The sequence below is a fragment of the Methanosarcina vacuolata Z-761 genome (genome assembly GCF_000969905.1).
Classification (GTDB): domain Archaea; phylum Halobacteriota; class Methanosarcinia; order Methanosarcinales; family Methanosarcinaceae; genus Methanosarcina; species Methanosarcina vacuolata.
This window is the reverse complement of sequence record NZ_CP009520.1, coordinates 4,191,184-4,206,696: the sequence shown is the minus strand read 5'-3', so window position 1 is coordinate 4,206,696 and position 15,513 is coordinate 4,191,184. Positions and strand designations below refer to the sequence as shown.

Annotated in this window: 15 protein-coding genes; 7 read left to right on the top strand and 8 right to left on the bottom strand. The window is 39.3% G+C overall.

Annotation, left to right across the window (positions count from 1 at the left end; genetic code table 11):
• The first annotated feature begins 96 nt into the window (after positions 1 to 96).
• The 6 genes from MSVAZ_RS19060 (at position 97) to speB (ending at position 7,327) form a co-directional block, all read left to right on the top strand.
• The gene (locus tag MSVAZ_RS19060) at positions 97 to 2,475 is read left to right on the top strand and encodes a hypothetical protein (RefSeq protein WP_052725589.1); all 2,379 of its coding nucleotides are present in this window, start codon (positions 97 to 99) and stop codon (positions 2,473 to 2,475) included.
• Between the two features lie 190 nt (positions 2,476 to 2,665).
• Complete coding sequence (locus tag MSVAZ_RS17295) at positions 2,666 to 2,944, top strand: PKD domain-containing protein (RefSeq protein WP_048123009.1); 279 nt, start codon at positions 2,666 to 2,668, stop codon at positions 2,942 to 2,944.
• A 118-nt stretch (positions 2,945 to 3,062) separates the two neighbouring features.
• Positions 3,063 to 3,413 (top strand): hypothetical protein, encoded by a 351-nt coding sequence (locus MSVAZ_RS17290; RefSeq protein ID WP_048123007.1) that lies wholly within the window; start codon positions 3,063 to 3,065, stop codon positions 3,411 to 3,413.
• A 167-nt stretch (positions 3,414 to 3,580) separates the two neighbouring features.
• Positions 3,581 to 5,368, top strand: a complete 1,788-nt coding sequence (locus tag MSVAZ_RS17285; RefSeq protein WP_048124290.1) for an aldehyde ferredoxin oxidoreductase family protein — start codon at positions 3,581 to 3,583, stop codon at positions 5,366 to 5,368.
• 614 nt (positions 5,369 to 5,982) lie between these two features.
• Positions 5,983 to 6,369: a translation initiation factor IF-5A gene (locus MSVAZ_RS17280; RefSeq protein WP_048123005.1), complete on the top strand. Its 387-nt coding sequence runs from the start codon at positions 5,983 to 5,985 to the stop codon at positions 6,367 to 6,369.
• Between the two features lie 82 nt (positions 6,370 to 6,451).
• Positions 6,452 to 7,327 (top strand): agmatinase, encoded by an 876-nt coding sequence (gene speB, locus MSVAZ_RS17275; RefSeq protein ID WP_048123003.1) that lies wholly within the window; start codon positions 6,452 to 6,454, stop codon positions 7,325 to 7,327.
• 51 nt (positions 7,328 to 7,378) lie between these two features.
• Here the strand turns inward: speB and MSVAZ_RS20665 are convergent, their stop codons facing one another.
• From MSVAZ_RS20665 to MSVAZ_RS17255, 6 genes are all read right to left on the bottom strand, one after another.
• Positions 7,379 to 7,543 carry a hypothetical protein gene (locus tag MSVAZ_RS20665; RefSeq protein ID WP_157206129.1) on the bottom strand — a complete coding sequence of 55 codons (165 nt, stop codon included), beginning with the start codon at positions 7,541 to 7,543 and terminating at the stop codon, positions 7,379 to 7,381.
• Positions 7,544 to 7,623: 80 nt separating this feature from the next.
• A complete protein-coding gene (locus MSVAZ_RS20660) occupies positions 7,624 to 7,800 on the bottom strand; it encodes an MM0924 family protein (protein ID WP_197078787.1) in 177 nt (58 codons plus the stop codon).
• Positions 7,801 to 8,001: 201 nt separating this feature from the next.
• Positions 8,002 to 8,181, bottom strand: a complete 180-nt coding sequence (locus MSVAZ_RS17270; protein WP_048123001.1) for an MM0924 family protein — start codon at positions 8,179 to 8,181, stop codon at positions 8,002 to 8,004.
• 198 nt (positions 8,182 to 8,379) lie between these two features.
• Complete coding sequence (locus tag MSVAZ_RS17265; protein ID WP_048122999.1) at positions 8,380 to 8,598, bottom strand: hypothetical protein; 219 nt, start codon at positions 8,596 to 8,598, stop codon at positions 8,380 to 8,382.
• 94 nt (positions 8,599 to 8,692) lie between these two features.
• Positions 8,693 to 8,917: a helix-turn-helix transcriptional regulator gene (locus MSVAZ_RS17260; RefSeq protein ID WP_048122997.1), complete on the bottom strand. Its 225-nt coding sequence runs from the start codon at positions 8,915 to 8,917 to the stop codon at positions 8,693 to 8,695.
• A 241-nt stretch (positions 8,918 to 9,158) separates the two neighbouring features.
• Positions 9,159 to 9,542, bottom strand: coding sequence for a DUF2178 domain-containing protein (locus MSVAZ_RS17255; RefSeq protein ID WP_048122995.1), 384 nt, complete (start codon positions 9,540 to 9,542; stop codon positions 9,159 to 9,161).
• A 466-nt stretch (positions 9,543 to 10,008) separates the two neighbouring features.
• Here MSVAZ_RS17255 and MSVAZ_RS17250 point away from each other — a divergent pair, with 466 nt between their 5' ends.
• Positions 10,009 to 12,084 (top strand): LVIVD repeat-containing protein, encoded by a 2,076-nt coding sequence (locus tag MSVAZ_RS17250; protein WP_048122993.1) that lies wholly within the window; start codon positions 10,009 to 10,011, stop codon positions 12,082 to 12,084.
• A 678-nt stretch (positions 12,085 to 12,762) separates the two neighbouring features.
• Here MSVAZ_RS17250 and MSVAZ_RS17245 read toward each other — a convergent pair.
• Positions 12,763 to 13,020: a hypothetical protein gene (locus MSVAZ_RS17245; protein ID WP_157206127.1), complete on the bottom strand. Its 258-nt coding sequence runs from the start codon at positions 13,018 to 13,020 to the stop codon at positions 12,763 to 12,765.
• Positions 13,021 to 13,383: 363 nt separating this feature from the next.
• Complete coding sequence (locus MSVAZ_RS17240) at positions 13,384 to 15,375, bottom strand: cation:proton antiporter domain-containing protein (protein WP_048122990.1); 1,992 nt, start codon at positions 15,373 to 15,375, stop codon at positions 13,384 to 13,386.
• Positions 15,376 to 15,513: the final 138 nt, after the last annotated feature.

Sequence of the window (15,513 nt, the reverse complement as noted above, 5' to 3'; positions counted from 1 at the left end):
TTAGAGTTTAGTTTAATAATCGAATATCGAATGACTAAGTTTAGGAAAAAGAAAGTCTGGATTAAAAATTTCATTTTAGGTTGAGGTGTAAGTTAGATGAAAGTTGATAAAAGAGCAGCAATTTTTTTTGGAATATTTTTTGTTATATTTTTAATGACCATCGGGAACGCAACTGCAGTTCCTGCAGAGGGTACGAGAACCAGGATCAACATCAGTGACGCACAAGTAAGGTCTCTGGATTTCTATGGGGACAGAATTGTATGGGCCGATGCTCGGAATGAAGAAGATCAGGTAGATAACTTAAGCTTCTATTCCAACCATGATGAAAACTGGGATATCTACATGTACGACCTCTCCACTTCCATGGAAACACAGATAACCAGTAACAACTCAACACAGTCCAATCCTGCTATTTACGATGATAAAATGGTATGGCAGGATCTGCGTAATGGAAACTGGGACATCTACATGTACGACCTCTCCACTTCCGCGGAAACCCGGATAACTTCCAGTAATTCTAACCAGACTTTACCTGCTATTTACGATGATAAAATAGTATGGCAGGATGATCGAAATGGAAATCTGGACGTTTACATGTACGACCTATCGACTTCCACGGAAACTCAAATAACCACTAATGAATCAAATCAGAGTGATCCTGCGATTTATGGGGACAAAATAGTGTGGGTAGATGAAGTGCAAATAGATGATGCCATAGATCCGTATTTTTCTATAAATAATAATATATGTGTATACGATCTTGCCACTTCTACGGAAACCCCGCTTTCTGCGGGATTAAGGAGCTGGAACCCTTCAATTTATAAGGACGTTGTCGTATGGGAGCAGGAAGATTATGTAGGAAATAATGAAATGATTGTAATGCATAATCTTTCCACTTCCACAGGAGAGCTTATAGCCTATGAAAGAACTGGCAGTCCCGATATTTATGAGGATAAAATAGTGTGGACTCAAGACTTCTGGGATTTCAGAAGTCATGTTTTAATGTATAATATTTCCACTTCTACTGAAACCGAGTTGACTGCCGAGGGAGTATACGACGCGGGTTCTGGAAGTTACCCTGCTATCTATGGGGACAGGGTTGTATGGGTACCTTCGCATGGTGGTATTTACATGTTCACTCTTGATTCTGCGGGATTGCCTGTGGATAACGGGGAAAATGGAACTGAGACACAGATTACCACTAATGGATCATTTCAGACCGAACCGACGATCTACGATGATAAAATAATATGGCAGGATGCTCGCAACAGAGAAAACATTGATCAATCTGGATATCCTACTGGCAGCTATGACATCTATATGTACGATCTTTCCGCCCACAAAGAAATTCAGATCACCAATGATAGTTCAGATCAAGTATCTTCTGATATCTACGGGGACAGGATAGTGTGGTATGAATGGCCGAATGGAAACCCAGAGGTCTACACTTATAACATCTCTACTTCTAATAAAACCAAGATACATGATGATGTAATAAATAATCCTTGTATCTACAAGGATAGGATAGTGTGGTCAATCAATGACATCTACATGTACAATCTTTCCACTTCTACGGAAGTCCAGATAAGCAACAACACGTCATATCAGGACTATCCTGCAATCTACGGAGACAATATTGTGTGGACGGATAGTCGTGACGGAAATCTGGATATTTACATGTATAACCTTTCAACTTCTACGGAAACCCAGATAACCACAAATAACTCAATTCAAAGAGTTCCTGATATCTATGAGGACAGGATAGTATGGGAAGACTATCGAAATGGAAACTGGGATATCTATATGTATAACCTTTCCACTTCCACGGAAACTCAGATAACTACTAATGAATATAATCAAGGGTCACCTTCGATCTATGGAGACAGAATTGTATGGGTAGATGATCGCAGTGGCAGGCCCGATATTTACATGTACAACCTTTCCACTTCTAAGGAAACCCGAATTACTACCAGTGGATCAGTCTGGATATTTGCAGGCGATAATGATGATGAATGGGGAGGAAATTCTGGGGTACTTGATATTTATGGGGACAGAATAGTCTGGCATGATTCCCGCAATGGAAACCCCGATATCTATATGTTTACTCTTTCTTCGGCTGAAGTACCTCCTCTGGATGACAACTATACGGATGGGGATGAGGGATATGAAAACGGAACCCAGCCTTCTGACAATTGTTCTTCGGAGCTAATGCCTCTGGACGGGATACAGGCTCTTAAGGAGTATGTGGAAATTACATACAGGTGCAACGTAAAAACAAAAACAGGCCTGATAGATCTGCTTGATACTTCTAAATGTTACTATGAAAAGGGTGAGAATAAAGAATCTGTTTTCATGCTTAATTCCTTCATTCATCTCGTTGAGAAAATGAAGCTATGTGAACAGGTTTCGGCTGATGAAGCAGATTACATGGTCAGGAAAGCAAAGGAAATTATCGAGCAGATAGAACCAAATTAAGAGTGAGGATTAAGTTTACAGCCGTCAGGAGGCGATAAAGAAAATCAATAACATTCTCCACTTTTATTCATTAATTTTTTTTGATAGATTATTGCATGAAAGGGAGAAGGATGAAACAAATGAAAAAGAAAAAAATGCTTTTTGAAATAGCCTTCATCTTTGTATTTTTAATTTCGTTTCATCTGCAGCGTTGGCAGCTTCTTCACAGTGTGTAGATGGTCAACTCACTCTCACGAAAACCCGGATAACCACTAATGAATCAATTAAAGTAAACCTTTCTATCTATAGTGACAGGAATTTTGGAGACGAAACTAAGTCAACCGAGCAAAATCCGACACATACCTGTTCAGCAGCAGGAAATTATACAGTGACGCTTACAGCAAGCAATGCAAATGGAACTGATACGAAAATAAGCGAGACAAACATACTAAGTTTTTCCCATAATGCCCTTGTGGATTCAATTTTTTAATTTTTCAATGATAGTGTTCTATTTGTGTAAAAAGTCAATTTGAAAATAAATATGAGAAGCCAGCAGCACAGCCAGAATTCAGGTTCAGTATGAAACAATCACTGAGGAGATGAATTAATTGGATGAAGGATTAGGATTTGTTCTAATGTTTCCGGTATTTTACTTGTTAATACCTGTTAGCATCTCATTTGCTCTTTTATACGTAATCCTCAAAAATAAAAAACTGAGTATTGTGGGGTCGATTATCGGACTGCCACTTGCTTTCGTGCTTGCATATGTTATCCCTTTGAGGGATGGAGAGTCTATTATATGGCACCTTGCGTGCATAGATATAGTAGCTGCGTCACCTTTTGTTCCTTATATAATGGCTACTTTTTATGGTATGCTTACGGCGTTTATAGGGATAATTGTCATTGAGGCTATAGATTCTGTATCCGGTTTATTGGACAGGCATGCTGAAAGTAAATAATTCTGACCTGTCCGTAATATATTCATTGGTTACCGGCTAAGAAGTTTTCTTCCTGATGGTGTATATTTCAAAGAAAAAAAGGAATATCAACTTAAATAAGGTATAAGTGAAATGATTATAAAAACAGGATTGAAAGCTTGGATCGGAACAGAAACGAAGGACTCAATATGACTTGCTGGACAGGAAAAACAGTATATGTAGACCTTGGCACTGAATCAGTTAATATCGTCGAAACTGATGAAAAGTTAATTCTCAGATATCTTGGAGGCAGAGGACTTGGAGTGAAACTTCTTTCTGAGCTGACAGGTCCCGATATCGATCCTCTTAGCCCTCTCAATCCTCTCATTTTTACCTCAGGTCCGCTTTCAGGCCTTGCCCCGATGGCTTCAGGTGCAGTCCTCACATCGAAATCGCCTCTAACAGGCACAATATTTAGCTGGAATATGACTGGGGGCTTCGGGAGTGAACTGAAGAAAGCTGAAATTGATGCTCTGGTAGTTACCGGAAAGGCAAACAGGCCTTCCTATGTGGAAATCACGGACGGAAACATTGAAGTTGTGCCCGCAGAACATCTCTGGGGAAAGAATGTCAGAGAATGTACCGAAGCCCTCGAAAACAAAGGTAGTGTGAAAGGTAGTGTGGCCTGTATTGGCAGGGCAGGAGAAAAACAGGTCCTCATCTCCTCTTTTGTTGTTGATTCCATATATAGCGGAAGAGGCGGCCTGGGCGCGGTTGCCGGCTCAAAAATGCTCAAAGCCGTGGTTGTGAAAGGGGAAAAAGAACTTTCTCCTTCCGATCCTGAGAGATTCCGGGAACTTGAGGTAAAACTACTAAAGCTCTTTGATGCAAGCCCTGTGCTTTCAAAAGGCCTTGCAAATTACGGCACGTCTGCGCTTGTAAAACTGCTGGATTATATGAATCTCATCCCCAGCAGGAACTTTACCGGAAAGAAAACTCCATTTGCAGATGCGCTTTCAGGAGAGCGTATCAAATCCACTTTCGAGCTTGAAAATAAGAGTTGCCCTGGTTGTCCTCTGGGTTGTAAGAAGAGAATTAAAGGAGTAGGGCAGATGTTTAAAGAGAAAGGGCAGATTTTACCTGAAGGGGCGATTTTACCTGAAGGACAGATTTTGCCTGATTATGATTCCTTCTGGGCCTTTGGGTTTAACCTTGAAAACCCTGATCTCACTTCCGTGCTTAAGGCTGACAGGATATGCAAGGACTACGGGCTTGATCCGATCTCGGCAGGTTCCGTACTCGGGGCATATGCAGAACTCAAAGAACGAATAACCGAGGCTAATGAAATGGAATCCAGGCTCTTTGAAATCGGGGAAGGCGGCAAACTAGGAAATGGAGCCAGACGATACTTATCAGGCTTTGGGAGAAAAGACCTGAGCATGGATGTAAAGGGGCTAGAACTCGGAGGTTTTGATCCGCGAGGAATCAGGGGACAGGCTCTGGCTTATGCTACTTCCAGCCACGGGGGGGACTATCTGACTGCTTTCATGGTCGGGCCAGAGGTGCTTGGAAAGCCTGTAAGTCTCAACCGTCTGAGCCTTAAAGGAAAAGCAGGCATCCTTCAGGTATTTGAAAACCTGACTGCAGTTCTGGATTCTTTTGTATTCTGCCCCTACTCGGGTTTTGCCCTTAACGAAGAGCTCGGTTCGTCTCTCTTGCTTTCGGGTGCAGGTATGGAGATATCACCGGCTGAGCTTCTGAAAATCGGAGAAAGAATCTATAATCTGGAGAGAATGTATAACCTTAAAGCAGGATTTACACGAAAAGACGATACCCTTCCTGAAAGGTTGTTTGAAAACGAGGGCAAAAACGAAGGTTACGGGCTTCCCAGGCAGGAATTCGAATCTGCACTTCAGGAATATTACCACTACCGCGGATGGAATGAAGAAGGAGTTCCCGGATTGGAAAAGTTAAAGGAGCTTGGGATCAACTTTTAAGACGAAAGTCGGAAAGGCAGTGTGGATAGCGTAAGAATTGCAGAACGGAGTCCTGACACGCCTGTAATAAAAAAAGGAAAAATTTCCAGGCAAATTTACTATACTGCACGCTTCAAGAGAATAATAACTCTTATTGAGTAAAGAATCTTCTCTTTGAAACCTAATATTACCTTTAATCCAGTATTTCTTTTAATCCAGTATTACCTTTAATCCAGTATTTCTTTTAATCCAGTATTTCTTTTAATCCACTATTTCCTTTAATCCAGTATTCCTTTAATCTGGATTTTTCCGGATTTTTTCCGAGATTTCAGGCAGTTTTCCCCGGAATCCAGTAAAAAGACGTAAAATCTCGCACAAGCGTTATATAGTCAAGGATAAATTAATCGTATTAGTTCTCGATCTGTAGATTAGCTCTGCAGGCACTCCAAGCTCGGAATATTTTCCAGTTTTTCTATGCAGATCTTAAGTAATGTATTGGTAAAATAAGAGTCAGGCTTAAAAATTAGAAAAGCCTTCTTATACTACTTTACCGGAGCCGTGGAAAGTTTCTGGCAAATCCGGAATGGCGTTTACAGCTTATTTATAAACATCTAAAAACGTATGGGAGAATCATTATGAAACAGCAGGTAGAAGTTAAGGAACTCAAAGAAGGGAAATATGTAATCATTGATGACGAAGCATGTGTCATAAAAAGCATTACCAAGTCCAAACCGGGAAAACACGGGGCTGCAAAGGCAAGAGTAGAGGCTATCGGACTCTTTGACGGCCAGAAGCGCTCCTTCATAGGCTCAGTTGCAACCAAAGTATACGTCCCGATTGTGGAAAGAAAGACTGCACAGGTAATCTCGATTACCGGCGACATTGCCCAGCTTATGGACATGGGAGACTTCTCAACCTTTGAGATCGTAGTTCCTGAGGAATACAAGGATAAGGTCAAAGAGGGCGAAGAGATTTCTTACATTACAGCTCTTAGCAAGGTCAAGCTCGATATACGGACATAAACTTCCTAAACTAAAGTGAAACTCAGGTCAAGAACCTGAGTCGTTCTTTTTTTAAGCAAATAATTTTATATCAGGCTAAATTATGTTTTTACCCAATTCCTTTATAGACGCTCTTGCAGACTATGAATCTGCACGTTATGTTATCTTCGGCGTGCCTTTTGATAATACCTCTTCTTACAGGGCAGGCAGCCGCTGGGCTCCTGACGCTATGCGGCGGGCTTCTGCGAATTTTGAGAGTTACAACCCGACTTTCGACATAGACCTTGTCGATCTTCCGATCTATGATGCCGGAAACCTGGAAACTTCAGCTTTTGTTGACGAGACTCTGCAGAACCTCTACGAAGCTACAAAAGACCTCCTGAATGATGGAAAGCTTCCCATTATGCTTGGCGGAGAGCATTCGCTGACCTTCGCTATGGTGAAAGCCTGCGCCGAATTCGCAGGAGAAGATTTCGGGGTCCTTGTCCTGGATGCCCATTTTGACCTCAGGGAAGAGTACAGGGGTTTTAAGCATAACCATGCCTGTGTGTCCCGAAATATCCTCAGTGAGGTTACCAAGAATCTTGTTTCCATAGGCATAAGAAGCGGCCCGGAAGAAGAATGGGTTTTTGCCAGGGAAAATAACCTGAAGTATTATACAGCTGATGATGTGGAATCCACTGGCATGGTAGAGATCCTCAAAGAGGCCCTCGAGTGGCTTGACTGCAGCCAGATCTATCTTTCCCTTGATATGGATGCAATAGACCCGTCTTATGCCCCTGGTCTCGGGACGCCTGAGCCTTTTGGCCTGAGTGCGCGAGATGTAAGGACTGCAATAAGGACGCTTGCTCCTTTTTCAATGGCTTTTGATGTCGTAGAAATCGCCCCTGAATACGATTCCGGGCAAACCGCCATGCTTGGGGCAAAATTGATGAGGGAATTTATTGCTTCTCATGCAAAGAGTTGCAGGAAAGCATAAGCTGAGAAAACATAAATTTTTAACAAAAAAACTGCTGGAAAAGGCGAAGTATTAAAGCTTCGGAACTTTCCCAGGGTTCAATACCTCAGGATTCAATACCTCAGGATTCAATACCTCAAGATTCAATACCTCAAGATTCAATACCTCAAGATTCAATACCTCAGGATTCAATACCTCAGGATTCAATACCTCAGGATTCAATACCTCAGGACTCATTACGTCCAGGGTTCATTACGTCCAATACTGATATGCCCAGGATTCAGTACCCTTTTTATTTGACGAACTGTTTGTATCAGTTAAGCGGGCCAAATGGCTATTATCTTGTCGATTGCTATGTGCGTGTACTTTTCATTCTGCTCGAGAGTGAGCACATTGTCTGCGCAGGCTTCTACTCTTCCGTTAAATACATCAGGGCCCCCGCAGTAAACATCTACGACTTCGCCTAAAAGGTGTTCTACTATAAACGGCTGCATTTCTTTGCACCTCGGTATTTTTTCACGTATCAAACTCTGGGTCGCTAATTTGAATGGCCTTTATTTCCCGGAAAACCAGAATACTAATCCAGCCTTCCAGAGTGCTTTCCAGTTTTAATCAGATTTAGGAGAAGATCCTCAAGATCTTTCCTTAGTTGATTTGTCCTCTATAAGGAGTAATTGGAATATGAAACTTTGAGCTTATTGGACCCAGAGAGCTATTATTTTGTCAATGGCTATATGGGTAAGTTTTCCCTGGCTGTTGAGTGTCAAAACGTTATCGGCACAGGCTTTTACATTTCCTCTGAATACGTCAGGCCCGCCGCAGTAAACATCTACATCCTTGTTGAGATAGTGTTCCACTATAAACGATTGCATCATAGATTTTTGCTCCTTCTTATTTTCTTTGTAACTTGTTTATTTACTTGTTAGTTTTTTGATGACAGAAACTGGCGGTCTGTCCATCCACAGATGTCCGTTAATTGTAACTATCTTTTCATTTCATATAAATATATTTAGAAACTAAAATTGCTTTTTGGAGTCCGGTGCCGTTAATTTATACAAGGAAAATCAGCTTACTTATCCCAGAGCCTGTATAGTTCTCAGTTCTCGTTTTTCCGGAAATAAAAACATGGTTATATGGCTTCTTTTCTCTGGGTTTACTTGTTCAGGGAATCCGGGAAAGCTAAGTTTATCTGGAAATATCTCATAAGCCTGGCTTTCAATGAAAACAAACATGATATTCTTTGAATAACATGCACAACCAATGAAACTGCTTGCAGATGTCAGCATTTTCATGCTATACGAATCAAATTCGAAACTATCTGGGAAATTTTCCCTTAAAATTTCTCAATATTAAATCAGTAAATCCTTTATCTCATAATTAAGCGAATCAACCTTTTCTTTCTGAATTTCTGGCTTCACGGTTTTCATAGAGGAAAATATCCTCAATGCGGACGCCAAAAAGCCCGGCAAGCTTGAATGCAAGTTCAAGAGAGGGATCATATTTTCCTTTTTCAATTGCATGTATGGTTTGCCTTGTCACCCCTACTTTTTCAGCCAGGCTTTCCTGAGTAAGGTCGTTCATTGCCCTGTAAACTTTAATGTTGTTCTTCATCTCAGGCTCCATATTTTATTAAGTAAAATTTAAAGGGTGTCCGTCACGAAGATTTCTCAACTTAGATAAGTCAGTTGAGAAACTGTAACTGAAATATTTCTTTTTGGGACAGTATGTATGTTTTGGGATAGTATGGGTGGTTCTGAAATTAATGAAGTCCCATTTTACCAGGCTCTACTCACCAGCCCTCTGTATAAAACCTGGTTTTATTGTCCCTACAAGACGCAATTTGACTTTCTGCTCAGCCACCATATTCCCTGTTGTAATACATATAAAGCAAACCATAAAGCACCATAATTGCACAACTTATGTGTGCCATGAAAAAACCAAGATTAGTATAGCCTGGATAAGTGTTTCTCATTGCTATAAGAGTTGTTCCTCCAAGAGCGAAACTAAGTATTACTATTTGAAAGGTAATCCAGGAGGCTTTCTGGCTAATTTGGTGAACACGTTCATCTTCCACAACCTCTTCCACTCTGTTTTTTAAAAGATATATCACAGTTATTCCTGCTAAGAAAACGCTTATGGCAAGTGCTGGACTTCCTACTAAAATAGAAATACTTGAACCTGATCCCATTAACATTACAATCAGGAACATAATTATCCGAAATTGTTTCTGCTTCATCTGCGTAACTCCCTTGAGTACATTTTTTCAGTTTAAGTCCAAATTTTATTCGTAACGTTCTGATGTACAGTTTTAGAAACAAATTGAGTTCATTTGTATACAATATGTAAAAGTATCTTTACATATGGTAAATAGATACTTACATTATATAAAGTTATTGAAGAGTAGTTCAGAACAAAAAAATACGAGCTGATAGAGGAGAGAATTAGATAAGTAAGAAAAGTAAAAGAAATAAAATTTCAAGATTGGATGGGTAGAAAGTAGAGAGTCATTAGAGAGCAAGTTAAAAACGTACAAAAATTCACTTTTTGTAGATATTGTGCACAGATGTAGAATTTATTTACCAGTTTGTCTAATATTATCCGTTAAAAGCAGAATGCATGTTTAAGTTACTGCCCTATTGAGAAAATGGGTGGTATTTTTGTATATATCTGGAATATCGATTGGAGAGCAGGGAGTATTATTAATGGGAATAAATAGACAAATAATTTATCCATTTATATTTGTTGTTTTGTTGATATCAATTACAGTCACAATTGCTGGGGCAGCATCCGTTCCTGAAGTTAAAGTGAAACCTGTGGGACATTTCGGAGGATATATAGAAACCGTTGATGTTGTTGGCAATTACGCTTACATCGGGCAAGGCCAGGATCTTGTGATACTGGATATTGCTAATTCTTCTTCACCTGTTTCAGTGGGCCGGGTTACGACAAAAAACTTAGTATCTGGAGTAAAAATTTCTGGCAATTATGCCTATGTAGCTGTTGGTAATGATGGTCTTGTGATTGTTGATGTTAGCAATCCTTCTTCTCCAATCCTTAAAGGAAGCTACGATACGCCTGGATACGCTAGCAATCTAGCAATTTCCGGCAATTACGCCTATGTAGCTGATGACTATAATGGTCTTGACATTATCGATATTAGCAATTCTTCTTCTCCAATACTTAAAGGAAATTACAATACTTCTGGATATGCTAGCAATGTAGCAATTTCCGGTAATTACGCCTATTTAACTGCTGGTGATAACGGTCTCTTGGTTGTTGATATTAGCAATCCTTCTTCTCCAATCCTTAAAGGAAACTGCGATACTCGTGGAATTGCTTGTAGTGTTGCAGTTTCAGGCAATTACACCTACGTCGCTGATGGGGATAATGGTCTTGTGATTGTTGATACTAGCAATCCTTCTTCTCCAACATTTAAAGGAAAGTACTATACCTCTGGAAGTGTTTATGGTGTTGCAGTTTCAGGCAAGTATGCCTATGCGGCCGATTTTACTAAGGGTCTTTTGGTTTTTGATATTAGCAATCCCTCTTCTCCAGCTCTCAAAGGAAGTTACAATGATGTAGACCTTGATGGTATAGTAGTTTCAGGTAATTACGCCTACATAACCGTATATCGTGGTCTTGAAATTATTGATATAAAGCGTCCCTCTTCTCCAATCCTTAAAGGAAGCTACGATACGGTTGGATATGCTGACAATATAGAAGTTTCAGGTAATTACGCTTATGTAGCTGCCGGTATTATGGGTCTTGCGATTATTGATATCAGCAACCCTTCGTCCCCTATTTTTAAGGGAAGTTGTGGTCCTGAGGATTTTTCTACGGATGTTGCAGTTTCAGGCAATTATGCCTATGTAACCGGATTTAGTGATCTTGAGATTGTTGATATCAGCAATCCTTCTTCTCCAATTCGAAAAGGAAGTTGCACTATTGAAGGATCTGCTGAAGATGTTGCAGTTTCAGGCAATTATGTCTATTTAGCTGTTGGTGAAGAAGGTCTTGAGATTGTTGATATAAGTCATCCCTTTTCTCCAAATATCAAAGGAAAGTATAATACCGCCGGACGTGCTCGTAGTGTTGCAGTTTCAGGCAATTATGCCTATGTAGCTGATGGTGATAATGGTTTTTTGGTTTTTGATATTAGCAATCCTTCTTCTCCGATCCTTAAAGGAAAGTACGAAACTGGATATGCTGACTGCGTTGCAGTTTCCGGCAATTACGTTTATTTAGTCGAAGATTCCGATGGTCTTGTGATTTTTGATATCAATAATCCTTCTTCTCCAATTCGCAAAGGAAGCGAAAGCCGCCATATTGGCATTTGTAAGGACATTTCAGTTTCAGGTAATTACGCCTATATTGCTAATTCTGGTCTTGTGATTGTTAATATTAGCAATTCTTCTTCCCCAATTGTAGAAGGAGGATTCGAGTCTCCCTGGGGAATTTTGGACGTTTCAATTTCCGGCGATAGTATCTATGTAGCCAATTCCAATAATGGTATTGAGATATTAAAACTCGACTTAGAACAGCCAGTAACTTCTGTTGTGAATTTAAGTGTAACACAACTCGAAAATAACACTCAGATCCTTAAACAAGAAAATGGAAAGACGGTAGCAAATGTTAAGCAGATGCCTGGGCAGAAAAATGAGACAAGCACTCCTGAAAAAGAAAGCAAAAAAACTCCCGGATTTGAAATAATTTGTGGGGTTGTTAGCCTGCTAGCTGTATTCTGCATAAAAGGAAGTAATAAAAGGCGGCTACACTAATTTTTCGTAAAGCTCTTCATAACTATATAATATCTTTCTCTTTATTTTTTTGGGGAATTATTCAAAAACCTGCGGTTGTCATCTAAACTGAAGCGTCGGGAAATGTTTGTTAGAAGTTTTCAATGAAGACGAAAAGGTCGAAAATTCTGGAAAATTTCAAAAATACATGTTTGAGTAACCAGGGCTATTTTCAGAAAAAACGATAGCATGAAAAATTATGAAAATTGAAAGGGCCTTTGTGGAAAGTGGGAAAATAGTCAAACTAAGTTTTTAATAGGTCACAATGTTTAGTCCCACTTTTTTATAATCTATAGTCTAAGCCGTCGTGCTATATCAGAAGAACACTCTCAAAATCCAAAATCTAATCTAAAATTGAAGAATCTAACCTAAAATTGAAGAATTTAATCTAAAATTTATGAATCTAATCTAAAAATTAAAACTTTAATCTATAATTTAAAAACCCAATCGAAATATTAAAAAGTTTTTATAGTTTATAGAAAACTCTATGTATTATAAAGCAAACCTGAAAAATAATTTATACTAGTCTTGCATATTATTAACTATGAAAGATAATTTCATAAGAGATCTTGAAATTATATTTTGTGTTTGCCTGGTCATACTTTTTCTAATTTCCTGCTGTAGCACTTAATGGCTATAGAATTTAAATTCTTATTCTCTTCAATGATACATACGATTTACAGGCTCAATCATTATGACTACAAGGGTCTGGTTCTCATAATTAATTCTATAAAGCAGCCTTAAATGCCTGGACCGCAGTCTGAAAAGCTTTTCCTTACTCTCAATTATTCTTTTTGCTCGTTGTGGGACTGGATCGAGGATAAGCTCGTCAAGAATTTCTTTAACTCTGAAATAAGTCATTTCGTCTGTCATTTTCAAAAAGGCTTGAGCGGGAATGTCAAGAAGTATTTCAAACACTTTAGAGCCTCCCATCTTCAAATCTGTTATTTTTGGGGCATGTTATTCGAAGAATATCATGTATGTTTTTTGGTTAAATTCCTCAAAGAGTTTTTCATCAGTTTTTTTCCATTAAGTCTTTCATAATTCTTTCTCCCTTAATAGAAACCACTGTTTTACTTATTCATCAAGCTTACTGTTAAAATTATGGCTCATGATTTGTCCTGTAATTACAGAAAGGAATTCTATAGACGATCCTTCATTCTAACAGCAACTGCTATATCGACTACAAAGGAATTATAAGCATAAGTTAACGCTTATTTCCCAACTAAAGACTTGAGAATTTTTATAACCGATATATAAAAAAGGAGTAAAAGAGAATAGTTATTCTTTACTATTCTCAAAAAGCTTTCTAACCTCATCGAAATTTTCCGGTGGGCTGATCACAAGCAGAATATCATCAGCAAGAATTTTAGTTTCAGCTTCCGGCCCGGGAATGATTTTATGACTACGTGAGATTGCAAGTGCAGACACTCCATAATTCTTCCGAAGATTTAGTTCTCCAAGAGTAACTCCTGCACCTTTGGAGAGCTTTCCAACCCTGATACTCCGGATTTCTACATCTGCAAAATCGAGAGCTAAGTCGCAGAATTTTTTCCTGCGAATGCTAGGATTTCGAAGCATCTTATAATGGTCTGCACGTAATGTTGAAGTCAGGGAATTGATTTCACTGCTGGGCACCAGATATCTGTGAAGTACCCTTGTGAAAAGCTCTATTGAACTTTCAAATTCATCAGAAATGACCTCATCTGCTCCAAAATCATAAAATTTATCCAGCTCACGCAGGAAATGTGTTCTGGCAATAATGTGAATTTGAGGGTTCAGCCTGCGAGCAGCTTCAATTATCCTCTTGGTGCTCGGAGGATCGCCTGCGGTCACAACAACGGATTTCGCAGTATAAATGCCGGCATGTTCCAGCACAGCACTCTGAGCAGCATCACCGTAAAAAATATGCTCTTCTCTCTGTTTCTCTATCCTAACTACTTCAGGATTCATGTCAATTACTATGTAGGGAATTGAAGCTTCCTTTGCAGCAGTCACGACATTTTTACCGTTTATCCCAAATCCTACTATAATTACATGGTTTTCAGGTTTCTCTTCATATTCTTTTTCTTTAAATTTACTGTACCAGCCCTGTTTTAATACGGGAGGGAAATGCAGCGAATCAACAAAAGTCGTAGTTCTATACCCTATACTCATAAGTAGAGGGGTAAGTACCATAGAAAGCACTGCCACATCCAGAAATTCCTGGTACATTAGAGAAGAAACCAATCCATTTGCAAGACCTACTTTTGCAAGAATAAAGGAAAATTCCCCAACCTGTGAAAGAGAAAATCCAACCAGAATCATTGTATGCAAAGGAAAACCTATGAAAAAGGTGCTCAAACTGTTTACTAAAACTTTCAGGAGCAGCACAGCCAGGGTAGCAACCAGGATCAAGAGTAAGTGTTCTCTTAATATATCCAGATCAAGCAACATTCCTATCGAAATGAAAAAAATACTCATGAACATGTCCCTGAATGGAATTATATTCCCAAGAGCCTGAACCGAATATTCAGACTCAGAGATAATCAGGCCAGCAAGAAAAGCTCCCAGTGCCAGAGATAGCCCGACAATGGAAGTCAACCATGCGACGGAAAGCCCTATTACTATAACGCATAGGAGAAAAAGCTCGTTATTTCGTGTCTTTGCCACATGGTACATGATAAAAGGAACGACGTACCTGGCGCTTAGAAAGGTGAACACAATGAGCCCGAGGCCCTGCAGGATAAGCTCTAAAAAGGACTTTTCAGTTCCTGGAGTGCCTGCGAGGACCGGGATTAAGAGAATAATTATCACTGCTGCGATATCCTGAAAAATCAGTATTCCTAAGGAAGTCCGCCCGTGAAGACTATAGATTTCTCCTTTTTCCTGTAAGAGTTTAAGGACAATTGCAGTGCTGCTTAACGCTACTAAAAGCCCGAGGAAAATTGAAGATTCTCTTGAATTTCCAAACCAGAGGAATATAAGTGCAACGATAACTGAAGTTATGGAAAGCTGCAAACCACCTCCAAAAATTACAATTCTGCGAAGCTGTAAAAGGTCGCGCAGTGAAAACTCTATACCTATGGTAAAAAGCAGGAGTACGACTCCGATTTCAGCCAAAAATTCGATGTTTTCGATCTCTCGAATAAGTCCAAAACCAAAAGGTCCGGCAAGAATGCCTGCAAGTAGAAAACCAATTAGTGGAGCTATTTTTAATTTTGAGAAAGTAAAAACTACAGGAATAGAAAGCCCGAAAATGATTAAAAGGTCAGTTAGAAGATTATCTGTCATCAATATATAATGATTTTTTAAATAATATAAATTTCATTGACTTGAGCCTTTGAGAAAAAGCAAGAACATACTAAATATAATATGGGAGTATGGATTAGCTATCTTAACAAATAAAAAGGTATGGTAGGTATTTTGAAA